An 18,742-nucleotide genomic window follows, 5' to 3' on the forward strand; every position below is an offset into this window, starting at 1 on the left:
CATCAGCACCGGTGACCCACTGTCCGCACTTGCCAGCAGCGTCCCGTGCGGAAACCGCTTGTGCATGCGGAATGACGGAATTTCACCGTCCGAACGAGGTTGCTCCACCGGTTCTTGACGAACGTCCAGCAGACAGGCGGGTGCGGGAGCGAGTAGGGGTCGGGCGTCATCCCCAGGTATGACACGAGGGCCCCCGGTCCGTCCGGAGTCTGCCTTCAGAACCGGAACAGCGGCTGACTACACGGCGGCCCAGGGCCGCGACGATGGTTCACGTCCCCCAGGAAACCGCCGTCGTCCCGACAGGAGCACCACTCCGTGACCACCAGCCCCCTCGCCGACCGGACCACCACAGCGGCAGCACGCGCCACGGAACTGTCGAAGATCTACGGACAGGGCGAGACCCAGGTGGTCGCCCTGGACCGGGTCTCGGTCGACTTCCGCCAGGCCGAGTTCACCGCGATCATGGGGCCCTCCGGCTCCGGCAAGTCCACGCTCATGCACTGCGTGGCGGGCCTGGACACCTTCTCCTCCGGCTCCGTGCGCATCGGCGACACCGAACTCGGCTCCCTGAAGGACAAGCAGCTCACCAAGCTCCGCCGGGACAAGATCGGCTTCATCTTCCAGGCGTTCAACCTGCTGCCGACGCTGACCGCGCTCGAGAACATCACCCTGCCGATGGACATCGCGGGCCGCAAGCCGGACAAGGAGTGGCTGGACAAGGTCATCGGCATGGTCGGGCTCGCCGACCGGCTCAGCCACCGGCCCTCGCAGCTCTCCGGCGGCCAGCAGCAGCGGGTCGCCGTCGCCCGCGCCCTGGCCTCGCGGCCGGACATCATCTTCGGCGACGAGCCGACCGGCAACCTCGACTCCCGCTCCGGCGCCGAGGTGCTGGGCTTCCTGCGCAACTCCGTGCGCGAACTCGGGCAGACGGTGGTGATGGTGACCCACGACCCGGTGGCCGCGGCCTACGCGGACCGGGTGGTCTTCCTCGCGGACGGCCGGATCGTCGACGAGGTGCACGGCCCGACCGCCGAGTCGGTGCTCGACCGCATGAAGCGGTTCGACGCCAAGGGCCGCACCAGCTGACCCGTACCGGGACCTACCGCTCGCCGACGAGCAGGACTGAGAAGACACCACCCATGTTCCGTACCGCCCTGCGCAATGTGCTCGCGCACAAGGCCAGGCTCCTGATGACCGTGCTCGCCGTGATGCTCGGCGTGGCCTTCGTGTCGGGGACCCTGGTCTTCACCAACACCCTCTCCGACGCCCTGCAGAACAGCTCCGCCAAGGGCTTCGACCAGGTCGACGTCGCCGTGACCGGCGAGTCCCAGCCCGACGTCGGCGACCGCATCGTCAAGACGCCCGAACTGACGCAGGCCACGCTGGAGCGCGCCGCGAAGGCGCCGGGGGCCGCGTCCGCCGTCGGCGTCGTGACCGGCTTCACCGCCATGGCCGACAAGGACGGCAAGCTCATAGGCGGCGGCTTCCAGTCGCAGGGCGGCAACTACTGGGGGACGAAGGACGCCCGGTACCCGCTCGTCTCGGGGCGCGCCCCGAGCGGCGTGAACGAGGTCGTCATCGACGAGAAGACCGCCGAGCGCGCCGGGTACGGGGTCGGCGACACCGTGCGGATCTCCGTCGACGGCCCGGTCCTCTCCCCGCGCGTCACCGGCGTGTTCAGCACCGACGACGGCAACGTCGCCGCCGGCGGCAGCCTCGCCCTGTTCGACACGGCGAGCGCGCAGAAGCTGTTCGGCAAGCCCGGCGTCTACGACGAGATCGACGTGAAGGCGGCTCCCGGGACCTCGCAGAGCGCGCTGAAGTCCGCCCTGGACGCCGCCCTGCCGAAGGACCAGGTCGAGACCACCACCGGCAGGCAGCTCGCCGACGACCAGGCGAAGGTGATCGCGGCGTCGATGAGCGGGATGAAGCAGGGGCTGCTGGTGTTCGCCGGCATCGCGCTGTTCGTGGGCACCTTCATCATCGCCAACACCTTCACCATGCTGGTCGCCCAGCGCACCAGGGAACTCGCCCTGCTGCGGGCCGTGGGCGCCTCGCGCCGGCAGGTCACCCGGTCGGTGCTGATCGAGGCGCTCGTGGTCGGCACGGTCGCCGGCGTGACCGGACTGGCGGCCGGCGTCGGCATCGGCGCCGGGCTGCGCTCCCTGCTGGGGACGCTGGGGGCGACCGTCCCCGACGGGCCGCTCGTCGTCTCCCCCGGCACCGTCGCCACCGCCATGGCCGTCGGCATCGTCATCACCATGGTGGCGGCCTGGCTGCCCGGCCGCCGGGCCGCGAAGATCCCGCCGGTCGCCGCGATGAGCAGCGTGCACGCCGCCGCGACCGCCCGGTCGCTGGTGCTGCGCAACACGCTGGGCGCGCTGTTCTCGGCGGCGGGCGTGGCCGTCGTCCTGGCCGCGACGACGATGGACGGCTCCGACGGCCAGGCCCCCATGGGCCTCGGCGCGGTGCTGCTGATCATCGGCGTGTTCATCCTGACCCCGCTGCTGTCGCGCCCGCTGATCGCGGCGTCCGCGCCGGTGCTGCGGATCTTCGGGGTGTCGGGCAAGCTGGCCCGCCAGAACTCGGTGCGCAACCCGCGCCGCACGGCGGCCACGGCCTCCGCGCTGATGATCGGCCTGACCCTGATCACCGGCATGACCGTGATGGCGGGCAGCCTTCAGAAGTCCATCGACAAGATGGCGTCCGCCGCGATCAAGGCCGACTACGTCGTGTCGATGGCCAACGGCAACGAGCTGTCCCCGGACGTCGACGCGAAGCTGAAGACCGTCGACGGGGTGACCGCCACCAGCCCGATGCGCAACGCGCCCGGCCGCATCGACGGCGAGACCGAGTACCTCACCGGCGTCAACGGCTCCGCCTTCGGCCGGCTCACCGACCTGCCCATGGACAACGGCGCCTTCACGGTGGGCGGCTCGCGGGTCGTCGTCGACGCGGGCACCGCGAAGTCCTACGGCTGGAAGGCCGGTTCGGCGTTCACCGTGCACTACGAGGACGGCAAGAGCCAGCGGCTGACGGTCGCCGGGGTGTACGAGAGCAACGAGCTGATCCGGGGCATCCTCCTCGACGACTCGGCGCTGACCCCGCACGTCGAGGACCCGGCCGACATGCAGGTCATGGTCAAGACGGCCGGCGGCGTCTCGGACGCCACGAAGGACCGGCTGGAGAAGGCCCTCGGCTCCAACCCGGCCATCAAGGTGCAGAGCAAGCAGGACCTCTCCGACGAGATCGCGAAGATGTTCACGCTGCTGCTGAACATGCTCTACGGGCTGCTCGCCATGGCGGTGATCGTCGCCGTCCTCGGCGTCGTCAACACCCTCGCGATGTCCGTCTTCGAGCGCTCCCAGGAGATCGGCATGCTGCGGGCGATCGGCCTGGACCGGCGCTCGGTGAAGCGGATGGTCCGGCTGGAGTCCCTCGTGATCTCGCTCTTCGGCGGGGTGCTCGGCATCGGGCTGGGCGTGTTCTTCGGCTGGGCGGCCGGCGAACTGCTCGGCACGAAGATGGCCACGTACGAACTCGTCCTGCCCTGGGGCCGGATGGCGCTCTTCCTGGCCCTGGCCGCCGCGGTGGGCATCCTGGCGGCGCTGTGGCCGGCCCGCCGGGCCTCCCGGCTGAACATGCTGACGGCGATCAAGTCGGAGTAGCGGCGGAGCAGCGGTACGGGGAACGGGGGAACGGCACAGGAGAAGGGGCCGCGCGCCGGGAGACGGCGCGGGGCCCCTTCGTCCGTTCCGGGTCAGTTCCAGGCGCGGGCCCGCAGCGGCATCCCCGAGTCGCCCGTCTCGGGGGTCCGCACGGCCAGGATCTGGTTGACGCCGAGGCGGTTGCGTTCGAAGGCGACGGCGGAGGCGGCCATGTAGAGCCGCCAGACGCGGGCGCGGCCGGGTCCGGTCAGGTGGACGGCCCGGTCCCAGCCCTCCTCCAGCCGGGCCACCCAGCGGCGCAGGGTGAGGGCGTAGTGCTCACGGATCGACTCCAGGTCGCGGACCTCGAATCCGGCGCGTTCGAGGTGGCCGACCGTGGTGCCGACGGGGGCGAGTTCACCGTCGGGGAAGACGTAGGCGTCGATGAAGGCGTCCACGCCGTAGGCGGACTCGTCGCGCTGCGGGCGGCGGGCGATCTGGTGGTTGAGCAGCCGTCCGCCCGGCTTCAGGAGCGCGTGCAGGACGCGCGCGTACTCCAGGTATCTGTCGGAGCCGACGTGTTCGGCCATGCCGATGGAGGAGATCGCGTCGTACGGGCCGTCGGCGACGTCCCGGTAGTCCTGGACGCGGATCTCGACCCGGTCGGTGAGGCCGGCCTCGGCGACGCGTTTGCGGGCGTGCGCGGCCTGCTCCTGGGAGAGGGTGATCCCGACGACGCGCACGCCGTGCTCGCGGGCCGCGTGGACCGCCATCGAGCCCCAGCCGCAGCCGACGTCCAGGAGCCGCTGCCCGGGCGTCAGGGCGAGCTTGCGGCAGACGAGTTCGAGCTTGTCGCGCTGGGCGTCCTCGAGAGTGCCGTCCGGGGTCTGCCAGTAGGCGCAGGAGTACACCATGGACGGGCCGAGGACGAGTGCGTAGAAGTCGTTGCCGACGTCGTAGTGGTGGCTGACGGCGCGCCGGTCGGTGCGGCGGGTGTGCAGGTGGCCCGTGCGGCGGATCTCCTCGCGGGGCGGCGCGGGCGGCAGCGGGGGCCCGGCGAGCCTCAGCAGACCGCGGGCCGCGGCGCGGAACTCGGGGTCGCGCAGCGCCTGGGCGAGGGTGCGGGCGTCGTCGTCGCGCTCCCACAGGAGCCCCGAGACCAGGTCGAGCGCGGTGTACAGGTCGCCCTCGATCTCCACGTCGCCGGCCACCCAGGCGCGGGCCAGGCCCAGTTCGCCGGGCTTGAACAGGAGGCGGCGCAGGGCCCGGCGGTGGCGTACGGCCAGGGTCGGCGCGCCGGGCGGGCCGGCCTGCGAACCGTCCCAGGCGCGCAGGCGCAGCGGGAACGGTGCGCCCAGCAGCTGTTCGACGAGTCCATGGAGCCGCGGCGCGGCGTCGGCCATGATGCACACCTCCGTGACGGTGATCCCGGAATGCCCTGTCACCACGTAAACACGAGGGGGTGCGGTGTCCAGTCCCGCGACGCCGTCACGGCTGGGCAAAATACCTGCACACGGCACACGACACGCACCGGACGGCACACGCCGCACGCCGGTGCGCCGGCGGAGCCGGACGCGTCAGAGCGCGTCGAGGGCTTCGGGGGTGATGTCGATGTCGATGCTGTAGGGAACGCCCACCTTCAGCAGGTCGCGGTGGGTGCCGGTGAATCCGTAGGTCTTGGTCACCGGGTCGAGTTCGTAGGTGCGGACCAGGGGCTGCTGGTCCGCCTCGGCCAGCTCGACCAGCCAGAAGTGCGGGATGCCTGCGGCGGCGTACTTGTGGGGCTTGGTGTCGCGGTCGCGGGCCTCGGAGTCCGGGGAGACGACTTCTACTGCGAGCAGGAGTCGGCTGCCTGGAAGCGGGTCTGGTCCAGGCCGGTGACCGCCTCTGCACGCACGACGCTGATATCCGGTTCCGGGCCGTTGCGGCGGTCCAGGACGACGGTCATCTCGCGTTCGACCTTCATGCTCTTCGGCAAGGTGCGGCGCAGGCCGTGCAGCAGCAGTTCGATCATCTTCGCGTGAAAGCGACGCTGCGGACTCAGGAAAACCAGGCTCCCGTCGATCAGCTCGGTGTGCGGCGGGAGGTCGGGCAGCGTGCACAGGTCGTCCACGGTGTATCCGTCCCGGGGCGGCACCGGCCAGCGGGAGCTGGTCTCGGAGAGGGGCTCGGCGGTCATGGTTCCTCCCATGAGGGGGCTTCTCGGCCTGCCCGACCACGGTAACCGGCGCAATCGGAGATCGTCATCACGAAGGGTGACAACACGCTCCGCCCCGGCCGCGGGACGCCGAAGGGGCCGTCCGCACCACGGATGGCGGACGGCCCCTTCGGGGGTGTTCAGTGCCCGCGGGCCCGCAGGCCCGAGGTCGGGTGACGCGAGGTCAGGAGGCGTTGGCCTTCTCGTTCTCGGTCTTCTCGGCGGCCGGCTTCGCGGCGACCGGGGCGGGCTTGGCGGCCTCGTAGAACTCCTCGCGCGGGGACTCCAGCGCGCCCAGCGCCACGACCTCGCGCTTGAGGAACATGCCGAGGGTCCAGTCGGCGAAGACGCGGATCTTGCGGTTCCAGGTCGGCATCGCCATGCCGTGGTAGCCACGGTGCATGTACCAGGCGAGACGGCCCTTGACCTTGATCTTCATCTTGCCCATGACGATCATCGCGACGCCCTTGTGGAGGCCGAGGCCCGCCACCGCACCCTTGTTGGAGTGCGCGTACTCCTTCTGCGGGAAGCCCCGCATGCCGGAGATCACGTTGTCGCCGAGGACCTTGGCCTGACGCAGCGCGTGCTGGGCGTTCGGCGGGCACCAGGCGTTCTCGACGCCGGCCTTGCGGGCGGCGACGTCGGGGACCTGGGCGTTGTCGCCGGCGGCCCAGATGTAGTCGGTGCCCTGGACCTGGAGGGTCGGGGCGGTGTCGACGTGACCGCGCGGGCCGAGCGGGAGGCCGTAGCGGGCGAGCACCGGGTTGGGCTTGACGCCGGCCGTCCACACGATCGTGCTGGAGTCGACCTCGAGTCCGTTCTTCAGGACGACGTGGCCGTCGACGCAGGAGTCCATCGAGGTGGAGAGGTAGATCTCCACACCGCGGCTCTCCAGGTGCTGCTTGCCGTACTGGCCGAGCTTGGGGCCGACCTCGGGCAGGATCTTGTCCGCGGCGTCGACCAGGATGAAGCGCATGTCCTCGCGGGACACCGTCTTGTAGTACTTGGCCGCGTCGCGGGCCAGGTCCTCGACCTCACCGATGGTCTCCGCGCCGGCGAAGCCGCCGCCGATGAAGACGAAGGTGAGCGCCTTGCGGCGGATCTCCTCGTCGGTCGTGGAGTCGGCCTTGTCCAGCTGCTCCAGGACGTGGTTGCGCAGGCCGATGGCCTCCTCGACGCCCTTCATGCCGATGCCCTGCTCGGCGAGGCCGGGGATCGGGAAGGTGCGGGAGACCGCGCCGAGCGCGATCACCAGGTAGTCGAAGGGCAGCTCGTACGCCTCGCCCACCAGCGGGGCGATCGTGGCGACCTTGCGGTCCTGGTCGATGGTGGTGACCCGGCCGGTGAGGACCTCCGCCTTGGGCAGCACGCGTCGCAGCGGGACGACGACGTGGCGCGGGGAGATGTTGCCGGCGGCGGTTTCGGGGAGGAAGGGCTGGTAGGTCATGTACGACCGAGGGTCGACGACCGTGACGGTCGCCTCGCCGTAGCGCATCTTCTTGAGGATGCGCCGAGCTGCGTACAGGCCTACGTACCCACCGCCTACTACGAGGATCCTGGGACGCTCCGTGGTGCTCATGCCATCGAGTATCCACCCGGTTGGAGGGGGTCGCTCGTGCGCCCCTTCACAAGCTTGCCGGGGGTGTGTGCTATCCTCCGCCGCTCGCGTGATCCACATCATGGCGCGAGGCGGGAACCGGCGTGTAGGGCGTGACGTTGTCAATGCCGCTTGAGCTGCCTCTCCGGGTTCCCGAGGCTGCCGTGAGGCCCTCCGGCCGACCCCCTCCCTGCCCCCCGCGATACGTCCGCGCACGCCTGTTTTGAACACGTTCACACGGCAGTTGGGGCCCTGGAAGGGTCAACCGGGACATCTTCGCCCTCCGGCGGGGCCGAATTCCTTGTGAAGAACTTCACGAACTTTTCCGACGGGGTGCCACGAGAGGGCGTCCGAGGGCCCGCGAAGGGCCCCCGACCGTGCTCATCCGGGCGTCCTGCCTGCTCAGCAGAGTGCGCGCGCAGCATCGAAGCCGCACCGGCCGACCGACTACGCGACGCCTTCGGAGATCGCCCACGACCTCGATGCCCCCGTGAGCACGCGCCGCGCCTCGCCGACCACATCGACCGGGCCGGGAAAGGCGTCCCGACCCTCGTCACACGCCCGGTGGCGGCCGTGGTCCCGGTCTCGGACTTCGAAGCGCTGGAGGAAGCGGCCGACGTGATGCCGGCGCGCGAGGGCCGAAGCGGTGCTGGCCGAGGGCGGCGCCACCGTGTCCATGGCGGAGCTGCTGGCAGACCTCTTCACCGGGCGGGACGGCGGGACGGCGTGACGTACGTCCTCCGGCCCCCCACGGATCGACAACGGTGAACTCGCCCTCCTCGTGGTCGAGATGGGCCATCGGCGGGACGTCCGCCGTCCGCGGTCCGCGGCCGCTGGCGCCCCGCCCGGTGCGGGCACTGCCCGGCAGTGCCCCTCAGCGCGCCTCGGCGGCGCAGCTGTGGGCGATGCCGTCGAGGATGTCGTGCTCGCTCACCACGACCTCCCGCGCGCCGATCCGCTCCATGACCGACAGCAGCACCAGCGCGCCCGCCCCGATCACGTCCACCCGGCCCGGGTGCATCGCGCCGATCGCCGCGCGCTCGGCGTGCGTCGAGCGCAGCAGCCGGTCGGTGATCTCGCGGACCTTCTCGTGCGAGACGCGCGAGTGGTGGATGGCCGCCGAGTCGTACTCCGGCAGTCCCTGCGCGATCGCCGAGACCGTGGTGACCGAACCGGCCAGGCCCACCAGGGTGTGCGCCTCGCGCAGGGGCACGGTGCGCTCGGCGACGTCCAGGGCGGCCTCGATGTCGGCGCGCATGGCCGCGATCTGGCGCTCGGTCGGCGGGTCGGTGACCTTCCCGTCCACGACCAGGTGCCGCTCGGTCATCCGCACGCAGCCCACGTCGACGGAACGGGCGGCGCGCACCCGGTCGTCGCCGACGACGAACTCGGTCGAGCCGCCGCCGATGTCGACGACCAGGTAGGGCCGGGTGAGGTCGTCGCGGCCGGCCAGTTCCTTCGTGGCGCCCGTGAAGGAGAACTCGGCCTCCTGCTCGCCGGTGATGACCTCGGGCTCGACGCCCAGGATGTCCAGCACGCCGCGCACGAACTCGTCCCGGTTCTCCGCGTCCCGGGAGGCGGAGGTGGCGACGAAACGGAGCCGCTGCGCGCCGAGTTCCTTGACGACGGCCGCGTACTCGCGGCAGGCGGCGAAGGTCCGTTGCAGCGCCTCGGGGGCGAGCCGGCCGGTGCGGTCGACGTCCTGGCCGAGCCGGACGATCGTCATCCGGCGGTCCAGGTCGACGATCTCGCCGGTCCGCGGATCGGCGTCGGCGACGAGCAGCCGGATGGAGTTGGTGCCGCAGTCGACGGCGGCGACCCGCGTCACCGCCCCTCCCCCGCCGCGGAGTCGGCAGCGGAGTCGGCCGGGGAGTCGGCCGCGGAGTCGGCCGCCGGGCCGGACGCGAGGGTCACGCAGGCGCCCTTGCTCCACCACTGCGGGAGCATCGCCAGTGCCTCGTCGCCGAGCGGGTTGACGCCCGGACCGGCCGCCAGGGAGTGCGCCACCAGCACGTGCAGGCACTTCACCCGGTCCGGCATGCCGCCGGCGCTGGGGAAGTTCTTCAGCTCCTCGATCTCGTCCCGGCGCCGGACGTAGTCCTCGTGCGCGGCGCGGTAGGAGGCGGCCAGCTCCGGGTCGGTCCGCAGCCGCTCGGTCATCTCCTTCATCACGCCGTTCGCCTCCAGCGTGCCGATCGCCGAGTTGGCCTTCGGGCACGTCAGGTAGTACAGCGTCGGGAAGGGCGTTCCGTCGGGCAGCCGCGGGGCCGTCTCGACGACGTCCGGCTGTCCGCACGGGCAGCGGTGCGCGATCGCGCGCAGACCGCGCGGCGGCCGTCCCAGCTGCTGCTTGAAGGCCTCGACGTCCGCGTCGGTGGGCTCGGTGCGCGGAGTGGTCGGCGGGGCTGTTTCCATGCCTGTCTTTCTATCGGTCGGTCACTGGTCGGAGGCGTCCGACGAGTCGACCCCGTCCCAGACGTTCGAGTACCAGGGGCGGTCCGCCGCCCCCAGCTCGGCGCGGGACTGCCGGGCCGCGTCCGGGTCGACGACGATGTAGCCGGTCTCCCCCGGCAGCACGTAGTGCAGCCGCTGTCGGATCTGCTGCTCGGCGTACGCGTCGTCCTGCCAGCGCGCCTTCAGGTCGCGCAGCTGCCGCACGCGCTCGCCGGCCTGCTGCTTCTCGCGTTGCAGATCGGCCACCTCGGCGCGCTGGGAGACGTACTGGCGCATCGGGTAGGCCAGGGCCACGATCAGCGTGCACAGGACGAGCGCCAGCAGGGCGGCGCGCCCGGTGAGCCGTGAGCGGCGGGCCTGGCGCTTCGTCTGGGAGCGGTAGACCCGGGCCGCGGTCTGCTCGCCGAGCAGCTTGATCCTGGTCGCGGTGGAGAACCGGTCCCGGTCCCTCACGGGCATGTGCTCCGCCTCCCCTTCACGTGCGTACGTCCCCGCACACGGTACGGGACCGAGTACGGGGACGTACGTACGACTGGCGGAGCCTTGACCCGTGGGGTCGGCGCCGCGCCGCTGCCGCGCCTTGGGCCTGTCCTACTGGTTCGCGGAGCGGAACCGGGGGAAGGCGCTGCGGCCGGCGTACACGGCGGCGTCGTCGAGGATCTCCTCGATGCGCAGCAGCTGGTTGTACTTGGCGACGCGGTCCGAGCGGGCCGGGGCGCCGGTCTTGATCTGGCCGCAGTTCACCGCGACGGCGAGGTCGGCGATGGTGACGTCCTCGGTCTCGCCGGAGCGGTGGGACATCATGCACTTGAAGCCGTTGCGCTGGGCCATCTCGACGGCGTCCAGCGTCTCGGTCAGCGAGCCGATCTGGTTGACCTTGACGAGCAGGGCGTTCGCGGAGCCCTCCTCGATGCCGCGGGCGAGGCGCTCGGGGTTGGTGACGAAGAGGTCGTCGCCGACGATCTGGACCTTGTCGCCCAGCTTGTCGGTGATGACCTTCCAGCCGGCCCAGTCGTCCTCGAACAGCGGGTCCTCGATGGAGACCAGCGGATACGCGGAGACGAGCTCCTCGTAGTACTCGGTCATCTCGGCGGCCGAGCGGGACTTGCCCTCGAACTCGTACGCGCCGTCCTTGTAGAACTCGGACGCGGCCACGTCGAGGGCGAGCGCGATCTGCTCGCCGGGGACGTAACCGGCCTGCTGGATGGCCTCGATGATGAGGTCGAGCGCGGCGCGGTTGGACTCCAGGTTCGGGGCGAAGCCGCCCTCGTCGCCGAGACCGGTGGACAGGCCCTTGGTCTTCAGCACCTTCTTGAGGGTGTGGTAGACCTCGGCGCCCCAGCGCAGCGCCTCGGAGAAGGACTCCGCGCCGATCGGGGCGATCATGAACTCCTGGATGTCCACGTTGGAGTCGGCGTGCGAGCCGCCGTTCAGGATGTTCATCATCGGAACGGGCAGCAGGTGCGCGTTCGGGCCGCCCAGGTAGCGGAACAGCGGCAGGTCGCTGGCCTCGGAGGCGGCGTGGGCGACGGCGAGCGAGACGCCGAGGATGGCGTTGGCGCCGAGGGAGCCCTTGTTGTCGGTGGCGTCCAGGTCGAACATGGCCTGGTCGATCAGGCGCTGCTCGGTGGCGTCGTAGCCGACGAGCTCCGGGCCGATCTGCTCGATGACGGCGAGGACGGCTTTCTCGACACCCTTGCCGTGGTAGCGGTTGGGGTCGCCGTCGCGGAGCTCGACGGCCTCGAAGGCGCCGGTGGAAGCGCCGGACGGTACGGCGGCACGACCCGTGCTGCCGTCGTCGAGGCCGACCTCGACCTCGACCGTGGGGTTGCCTCGGGAGTCCAGGATTTCCCGGGCTACGACGACGTCGATGGACGGCACGAGCATCTCCTTCTTGGGATGTGACGCTGGTTGTGCGGGGCCCGCGGGCCGTGACGGACCGCGGCGGGCCTTGCGACTAGAGCCTAACCGTCCCCGGGCCGTCGGCAGCCGACCGACCGTCCCGTGGACAGACAGACCGTACCCATTGTTCACGCCCGGAACAAAGGGGGTGGCCGAGAAAGGCCGACGGGGGCCCGCGGACGGGCGTCCGGACAAAGAGAAACCCCGCTCCGGTGCGTACGGGGGAACACGCACCGGAGCGGGGAGCCCGTGGGGACGGGGGCGGCCCTCACCGGGTCCTCATGAGGCCCTCGCCAGGCCTTCATCAGGACCTCGTCAGGCCCGAAGTGTGCGGGCCTCGGCCGTGGGAGAGCTGTGGCTTCCCGGGGAGCCGGCTGTCACTTCAGGTGCAGCTGCTGGCCCGGGAAGATGAGGTTCGCGTCCTCGACGATGTCCTTGTTCAGCTCGAACAGCTTGTGCCAGCCGCCCTTGACCTTGTGCTTCTCGGCGATGGAGCTGAGGGTGTCGCCCTTGACGACCTTGTACTCGCCGTCGCCCTTCTTGACCTTCTTGCCGGTCGGGGTGGTGACCGTCTTGGACTTCTTGGTGGCGGCCGGACGGTCGGTGGAGCGCGAGGCGCTCTGCTTCTCGGTCGAGCGGGCGCTGCTGCCGCTGTCCGAGGAGTTGGAGGAGCTGGACGAACCGGAGGAGTTCGAGGAGTCGGAGCCGCCGTTGTACGAGGCGCCGGACAGGCCCGTGCCGCACACCGGCCAGGCGCCCTTGCCCTGGGAGGCGAGCACCTTCTCGGCGACGGAGATCTGCTGCGACTTGGAGGCCTGGTTGGCCTGCGCGGCGTACTGCGTGCCGCCGTACGCGGCCCAGGTGGAGGCGGAGAACTGAAGGCCGCCGTAGTAGCCGTTGCCGGTGTTGATGGACCAGTTGCCGCCGGACTCGCACTGGGCGACCGTGTCCCACTCGGAGGCGGTGGCGGCGGAGGCGCTGCCGGCCGCCATCAGCGGGGCGGCGATGGCGACACCGGTGACGCCGGCCAGAGCGGCGGCGCGGGTGGCCTTGGACGGACGACGGTGCTTGCCCTTGGCGGAAAACAGCATGGTGGATCCCCTCACCGACGCCTGCGAGGTGAGCTGTCGGGTTCGGGCCGTGTGAGTTGCCCGGTCACTCCTCCACGGAAGCGATCGCTTCCCGGAGGGGTGACTTCACCCCAAGCCGGATCCAGCCTCTACAGCCGGTCCCGGCGCTTACCTTGGGTCCCCCGCTCCTGCCTACGGCGCTTGACGCGACGACTGTTCCCGGACTGCCGCTGGCAGGATTCGGCGTTGCGACGGCCGGGGCTCGGGTTGCCGAGCGGCCTCGACCGTAGACACGTGATCCGCCGAATTTCAAAGACGATCAGGGCTTCTGAGACTCATCCCACACTTTCACCAAACCGGACATTCGGCGCGAAGCGTGACGTGAACTCCCGCTGTATTTACCGGGTTTTGCGCCCTATTAGGCCCCTGTGTCGAGGGTCTGACCGGGCGCGATGTCGCTCGGGTCGCCGCCGATGAGGTCCTTGTTCTCGGCGTACAGGCCGCGCCATCCGCCGTCGAGGCCAAGGGAGTCGGCGATGGACGCGAGCGAGTCCCCCTCCTGGACGACGTAGGTGGCCGCGGCGTGCCGGCCGGCGGTGGCGGGGGCGGTGCCGCTCGGCGCGACGTTCGTGGCGCTCTTGGCCGTGTCCTCGTCGGCGGTGGGCCCGCGGTGCCGGCCGGCGCCGAGGGAGCCGGTGTCGACGAGACTCCAAGAGCCCACATCCTGGCCCGAATTGTCCGACTCGTTCACTTCCGGGGTGACCGTGGAGGATCCGTCGCCCGCAGCACCCGCCCCCTTGCCCGCGGCGGAGCCGGTGGAGTCACCCGCGGCGGAGGAAGAGGCCGAAGGGGACGAAGAGGATGAAGCCGAGGAAGAGGAGGAAGCGGACTCCGAGGGCGAACCGCTGGGATCGGTGGTCGAGTCGGACGAGTCGGACGATCCGTCCGCGCCGGACGAGCCGTCACCCGAACCGTCCGCACCGCCGGTGGAGCCCGTCGAGTCCGACGACCCGGAACCGGACGATCCGGACAGCCCTCGGGACAGATCGGACAGTCCGGAGGAGGCCGAGCCGGAGGAGTCGTCCGCCAGGCCGGTGTCCACGGGCAGCGCGCCGTTCGCCTTGGTGAGGCCGGACGTCAGCCCGCAGGTCCCCCACGCGCCGATGCCCTGCGCCGCGAGCACCTTCTGCGCCACCGCGATCTGCTGGTTGCGGCTGGCCAGGTCGGGACGGGTCGCGTAGTCGAGCCCCCCGTACGTCTCCCAGTCCTTCTGGCTGAGGCTCAGACCGCCGAGCTCGCCGTCGCCCTTGTCGGCGCTCCACGAGCCGCCGGTCTCGCACTGCGCCACCTTGTCCCACACCGTGCCGTCGGCGGCGCTGGCGCCGGAGGCGGCCAGCAGCGGGATGGCGATGGCCGAACCGGTCACCCCGGCCGCGACGAGGAGGGCCGGAGCCTGACGGGGGCGACGGTGCCGACCGTTCCCGGAGAGCATGCGAGGGCCTTTCTGTGGACAGCAGTGACCGGCGCGGCGTCCGAGACCGGCCCGTCGCGCTGACGAGTGAACGTATAGGCAGACGATCACTTGTCACAAGTTCATGCCGCGCAGATCACGTGAAGATCACAGAGTTGAGGACCGGTCACCTTTGCTCCGTAGAACGGTCACACTCCGGCTGACTTTCGCTCAGATCCGGGCCTGTCCGGAGCCGGAACGTTCCGGAGCGAACTCCACCGGCAACGTCCGCAGCCCGCGCATGATGAGCCCGCCCCGCCACCTCAACTCGGCCGGATCCGCCGCCAGTCGGAGATCGGGCAGCCGTGTGAGGAGAGTGGCGAGCGCGGTCCGTCCCTCCAGCCGGGCCAGCGGGGCGCCCAGGCAGTAGTGGATGCCGTGGCCGTAGCCGAGGTGCTGGTTGTCACGACGGGACAGATCCAGCACATCGGGGTCCGCGAACCGCGCCGGGTCGCGGTCCGCCGCCGCGAGGACGACGAGGACGGGGTCGCCCGGCGCGATGTCCTGCCCGCCGATCCGCAGCGGCTCGGTCGCGAACCGCCAGGTCGCCAGTTCCACGGGCCCGTCGTAGCGCAGGAGTTCCTCGATGCCCGTCTCCAGCAGGGAGGGCTCGCCGTCGTCCCCGGCGAGCGACCTCTGCAGGCGCGCACGCTGCTCGGGGTGGGTGAGGAGGGCGTAGGCGCCGTTGCCGATGAGGTTCACCGTCGTCTCGAAACCCGCGAACAGCAGGATGAACGCCATGGCGGCGGCCTCGTTCTCGGTGAGGTGCTCACCCTGGTCGGAGGCGCGGATGAGACCGGAGATGAGGTCCTCGCCCGGCGCCGGCCGAGCGGGCAGCTCCGCGCGCTTGCGGTGGATGAGCTCCAGCAGATAGCCGCGCATCTTCTTCACCGACCGCGCGACCCCGCCACGCGGCCCGCCGCCGTGCCGGATCATCATGCCCGCCCAGTCCCGGAAGTCGTCCTGGTCCTCGCGCGGGACGCCCAGCAGGTCGCAGATGGCGTAGATGGGCAGCGGGAAGGCGAAGTCGTGGATCAGGTCGGCCTCGCCCCGCTCCGCGAACCGGTCCAGCAGCTGATCGGTCAGCTCCTGCACCCGGGGCGCGAACTCGGCGACCCGGCGGGGCGTGAACGCCTTGCTGACCAGGCGGCGCAGCCGGGTGTGGTCGGGCGGGTCGATGTTCAGCAGATGCGTCATCAGCTCGGCCTTGCGCTCGCCGGGGATACCGGTCTTCCCCTTCGCGTGCGCGGGCTCGTCGTGGTGCGCCGGATTCTTCGACAGCCGCTGGTCGGCGAGAGCCTCCTTCGCGTCGGCGTACCGCGTGACCAGCCATGCCTCGACACCACTGGGCAGTCGCGTGCGATGCACGGGCGCGTGCTCGCGCAGCCAGGCATAGGCGGGGTAGGGGTCGGTGGCGAACTCCCAGGTGAACAACTCGGGAGCGGGCGGGACGTCGGCCTGGGGACGGGGCGGGTTGGTCACTCCACGACGGTAACCGGACCCCGGAGGACGCGTTCCGCGGGCCTGCGGGGGGCGAGCGAGGACACGTTCCGGCGGGCGGCGGGGCAGGGGGGCGGGCGAGGAGGCTGGGCGGGGAGGCGGGCCGGGCAGGCGGCGTGAAGTGGTCAGCCACCGCACGCCCGCCCCGCGCCGCCGCACGCCCGCTCAACCCGCCGCGGGCGCGAAGGGTGGCCGTGCTACTCCTCCGGTATGCCTTCGGTGGCGCGGATGGCGTCGCGGTAGGCGCGGGTCGCCGCGCGGAGCGCCGCCTCGGGGTCCACGCCCTCGGACTCGGCGCGGGCGGCGAGGGCGAGCAGTTCGTAGCCGATGCCGTCGGCGGCCGGCAGGGCCACGTCCAGTCCCGCCGTCCGGGCGCGCGCGACCAGCTTGGTGGCGAGGGCCAGCCCGGGCTGGTGGAGGGGGACGCCGTCCGTCACGGACGCGCGCCGCTTCTCTTCCGCCTTCGTGCGCAGCCAGTGCTCCTTGACCTCCTCCGGTGTCGTGGCCGTGGCGTCGCCGAAGACATGGGGGTGGCGGTGGATGAGCTTGGCGACGATCGTGCCCGCGACGTCGTCGACGGAGAAGGGGGACTCCTCGTCCTCCTCGGCGATGCGGGCGTGGAAGACGACCTGGAGCAGGACGTCGCCCAGTTCCTCGCGGAGTTCGTCGCGGTCGCCGTCCTCGATGGCCTCGACCAGTTCGTAGGACTCCTCGACGGCGTACTTCGCGAGGCCCCGATGGGTCTGCCGGGAGGACCAGGGGCACTCGGCCCGGATGCGGTCCATGACCTGGACGAGGTCGAGGAGGCGGGCCCCGGGCAGGTCGTAGGAGGCGGGGAGCAGTTCCAGCTCGGGCATCGCCACACGGCCGGAGCCCGCCAGCCGGGCCAGTCCGTCCGTGAGCGCGGGCTCGCCCTCGCCGGTCGCCACGACAACGACGGTGCGGCCGCCTTCGCAGGCGGCGACGAGGCCCTCCGCGGTCGGGGACGTCTCCTCGACGCTGAGACCGGCGTCCCGCAGATAGGGCAGCTGCGGATGCGCGCCGTCCGCGCACAGCACCCGGTCCGCCGCGCGCAGGGCCTGCCAGGCGGGCCAGGACAGCAGGCCGGGGGCGACGCGGTGGCTGGTGGTGAGCAGGACGATGCGGCCGGGGGCGGAGGGACCGGCAACGGAAAGACCGGCGACGGACGGACCGGCGACGACCGCGGCGGGACCGCCGGCCGGGCGGCCGCTGGACGGGCTGGATGCGTTCACACCTCGAACGTAACGCACACCCGGCGGCGGCCCGGAGAGTTGTCCACAGGCCCGGTGCGTTCATCACACCGGGCGGGCTGGAACGGCGACGTCGTCACGCCGTAACGCCGTCACGTCGTCACGCCGTCACGTCGTCACGTCGTCTGCGGGCTTCCCGCCGTCGAGATCTCGTGCACCCAGGGGGTCTTCGCGTCGACGCGGGCGACCTTGCGGGCGTCCCAGCTGCCGTAGCGCGGGTTGAGGTCGACGCCGAGCGACTTGGAGGCCTTGGACAGCGCGTTCCAGAAGGCGGGCTGGCTGGTGTTCGTGCCCAGCTCGGTGGCGAGCTTCTGGGCCTCCAGCTGGAGACGGAGGTTCTCGTCGAGACGCTGCGGCGGGATGCCGTACTGCTGGAGCCACGCCCTCTGGAGCCCCTCGGGGCCCCCGGCCTGCTGTTCCAGCCCGGCCCGCATCTCCTGGACCTCGCGCGGCGTGACGGTGATGTCCGCGTCCTCGGCGGCCCGCTGGAGCACCCGGTCGAGGACCATGCTGTGCAGGGTGTCGCGGGTGAGGGTGCCCGTCTGGGCGACGGCCTGGGCGTACTGGGTGTCGTCGGTGACGGCGGCGCGCTGGGCGGCGCGGACCTCCTTCACCCGGCCCTCCAGCTGCGCGACGGTGATCCGCTGCCCGCCGACGACGGCCGCCGCGCCGGGATGCGCGTCACTCCCGCAGGCGGCCAGAAGAGGGGCCGCCGCGATCACGGCGGACAGCAGGAGCGCGGTGCGACGACGGCGGTGCAAGGAAACCTCCCGAGGAGATTGTGCGACGGTGCACAAAGTCTTGCGGTGATCGATGGTAGGCAGTGGCAGGCCTGGGGCCAACCCATTCGACCAACGATTCACCAGGACTTCGGGCACCGCCGCGCCCGACCGCCGCCCGCACCGGGGTACGAGCGCTCAGCCCCGCGCGCCCACTGCGTGCTCGACGGCGTCGGCGACGGCCGTGCGCACGCCGTCGCCCGCGGCGACCGTGCGCACGTTCCCGCTCGCGCGCGTGGCGTCGCCCACCAGGACGAAGTCGACCTTCTCGTACTGCGGCGCCGCCGTCCGGGCAGCGGTGGCCTCGGGCCCTCCGACGGTCAGGACGACATCGCAGGAACGCTGGAGCAGGCCGTTGAGGAAGGGACGCGCGTTGCCAGCGCTCTGTTCGCCGGTCACCGGCGCGTAGCTCACCCGCGCGTGCGTCTTCAGGGACGCGTCCTGCATGCCCTGCCAGACGGCGGCCGCGGTGCTGTCGGCGGTGACGCCCTTGTCGCCGGTGAGGAGGCAGGCGTCGACGTCGGTATAGGCGCGGGCGCGGGTGTCGGGGACGGCGGGGCGGTCGTCGTCGGGGGAGAAGAGGAGGACGGCGCTCACGGTGAGCGCGGCCGCTGCCGCGAGGGAGCCGGCCGCGAGGGCGAGGGTGCGCCCACGCAGCGCGCGCAGCCATGTGACGGCGGCGCGCCCGAAGGCGAAGGACCACCCCGCACGCGCCCCGCCCGCTCCTTGCGCCCCTCCGACCCCTCGCGTCTCCCGTTTCACCCGGGCCTGGGACACCTGTCTGATCCGCTTGCTCACGATCGTCGTTCTCCCGC

Annotated in this window: 14 protein-coding genes, 2 pseudogenes and 1 riboswitch; of the genes and pseudogenes, 3 read left to right on the forward strand and 13 right to left on the reverse strand. The window is 71.5% G+C overall.

Annotation, left to right across the window (positions count from 1 at the left end; translation table 11 throughout):
- The first annotated feature begins 315 nt into the window (after window positions 1–315).
- Window positions 316–1,086, forward strand: coding sequence for an ABC transporter ATP-binding protein (locus OG802_RS14365; RefSeq protein ID WP_329410698.1), 771 nt, complete (start codon window positions 316–318; stop codon window positions 1,084–1,086).
- A gap of 53 nt (window positions 1,087–1,139) precedes the next feature.
- Window positions 1,140–3,668 (forward strand): ABC transporter permease, encoded by a 2,529-nt coding sequence (locus tag OG802_RS14370; RefSeq protein ID WP_329410700.1) that lies wholly within the window; start codon window positions 1,140–1,142, stop codon window positions 3,666–3,668.
- Window positions 3,669–3,760: 92 nt separating this feature from the next.
- On the opposite strand, the gene OG802_RS14375 is transcribed toward OG802_RS14370, so the two are convergent.
- The 3 genes and pseudogenes from OG802_RS14375 to OG802_RS14385 form a co-directional block, all read right to left on the reverse strand.
- The gene (locus OG802_RS14375; RefSeq protein ID WP_329410703.1) at window positions 3,761–5,050 is read right to left on the reverse strand and encodes a class I SAM-dependent methyltransferase; all 1,290 of its coding nucleotides are present in this window, start codon (window positions 5,048–5,050) and stop codon (window positions 3,761–3,763) included.
- Between the two features lie 174 nt (window positions 5,051–5,224).
- Window positions 5,225–5,826 (reverse strand): annotated as a pseudogene (locus OG802_RS14380) (Uma2 family endonuclease).
- A gap of 202 nt (window positions 5,827–6,028) precedes the next feature.
- Window positions 6,029–7,423, reverse strand: a complete 1,395-nt coding sequence (locus OG802_RS14385; protein WP_329410705.1) for an NAD(P)/FAD-dependent oxidoreductase — start codon at window positions 7,421–7,423, stop codon at window positions 6,029–6,031.
- Window positions 7,424–7,960: 537 nt separating this feature from the next.
- Here OG802_RS14385 and OG802_RS14390 point away from each other — a divergent pair.
- A pseudogene (locus tag OG802_RS14390) lies at window positions 7,961–8,171 on the forward strand (type II toxin-antitoxin system Phd/YefM family antitoxin).
- Window positions 8,172–8,315: 144 nt separating this feature from the next.
- Here OG802_RS14390 and OG802_RS14395 read toward each other — a convergent pair.
- The 10 genes from OG802_RS14395 to OG802_RS14440 all read right to left on the reverse strand — a co-directional run bounded on the left by OG802_RS14395 (window position 8,316) and on the right by OG802_RS14440 (window position 18,725).
- Window positions 8,316–9,269 carry a Ppx/GppA phosphatase family protein gene (locus OG802_RS14395; RefSeq protein ID WP_329410707.1) on the reverse strand — a complete coding sequence of 318 codons (954 nt, stop codon included), beginning with the start codon at window positions 9,267–9,269 and terminating at the stop codon, window positions 8,316–8,318.
- Window positions 9,266–9,856, reverse strand: a complete 591-nt coding sequence (locus OG802_RS14400) for a DUF501 domain-containing protein (RefSeq protein WP_329410709.1) — start codon at window positions 9,854–9,856, stop codon at window positions 9,266–9,268. Before OG802_RS14400 ends, OG802_RS14395 begins: the two co-directional genes overlap by 4 nt.
- A 21-nt stretch (window positions 9,857–9,877) precedes the next feature.
- Window positions 9,878–10,354 (reverse strand): FtsB family cell division protein, encoded by a 477-nt coding sequence (locus OG802_RS14405; RefSeq protein ID WP_329410711.1) that lies wholly within the window; start codon window positions 10,352–10,354, stop codon window positions 9,878–9,880.
- 132 nt (window positions 10,355–10,486) lie between these two features.
- On the reverse strand, window positions 10,487–11,782 hold the full coding sequence (gene eno, locus OG802_RS14410; RefSeq protein WP_329410713.1) for a phosphopyruvate hydratase: 1,296 nt from the start codon (window positions 11,780–11,782) through the stop codon (window positions 10,487–10,489).
- 392 nt (window positions 11,783–12,174) lie between these two features.
- Window positions 12,175–12,888 carry a transglycosylase family protein gene (locus tag OG802_RS14415; protein WP_329410716.1) on the reverse strand — a complete coding sequence of 238 codons (714 nt, stop codon included), beginning with the start codon at window positions 12,886–12,888 and terminating at the stop codon, window positions 12,175–12,177.
- A gap of 3 nt (window positions 12,889–12,891) precedes the next feature.
- Window positions 12,892–13,077, reverse strand: a riboswitch (cyclic di-AMP (ydaO/yuaA leader).
- A gap of 208 nt (window positions 13,078–13,285) precedes the next feature.
- Window positions 13,286–14,359 (reverse strand): transglycosylase family protein, encoded by a 1,074-nt coding sequence (locus OG802_RS14420; RefSeq protein ID WP_329410719.1) that lies wholly within the window; start codon window positions 14,357–14,359, stop codon window positions 13,286–13,288.
- Between the two features lie 189 nt (window positions 14,360–14,548).
- On the reverse strand, window positions 14,549–15,859 hold the full coding sequence (locus OG802_RS14425; protein ID WP_329410722.1) for a cytochrome P450 family protein: 1,311 nt from the start codon (window positions 15,857–15,859) through the stop codon (window positions 14,549–14,551).
- Window positions 15,860–16,074: 215 nt separating this feature from the next.
- Window positions 16,075–17,130, reverse strand: a complete 1,056-nt coding sequence (locus tag OG802_RS14430) for a nucleoside triphosphate pyrophosphohydrolase (protein WP_329410724.1) — start codon at window positions 17,128–17,130, stop codon at window positions 16,075–16,077.
- Between the two features lie 134 nt (window positions 17,131–17,264).
- On the reverse strand, window positions 17,265–17,909 hold the full coding sequence (locus OG802_RS14435; RefSeq protein ID WP_329410726.1) for a SurA N-terminal domain-containing protein: 645 nt from the start codon (window positions 17,907–17,909) through the stop codon (window positions 17,265–17,267).
- Between the two features lie 156 nt (window positions 17,910–18,065).
- Complete coding sequence (locus OG802_RS14440) at window positions 18,066–18,725, reverse strand: hypothetical protein (RefSeq protein WP_329410729.1); 660 nt, start codon at window positions 18,723–18,725, stop codon at window positions 18,066–18,068.
- Window positions 18,726–18,742: the final 17 nt, after the last annotated feature.

Source organism: Streptomyces sp. NBC_00704 (assembly GCF_036226605.1).
Lineage (GTDB): Bacteria > Actinomycetota > Actinomycetes > Streptomycetales > Streptomycetaceae > Streptomyces.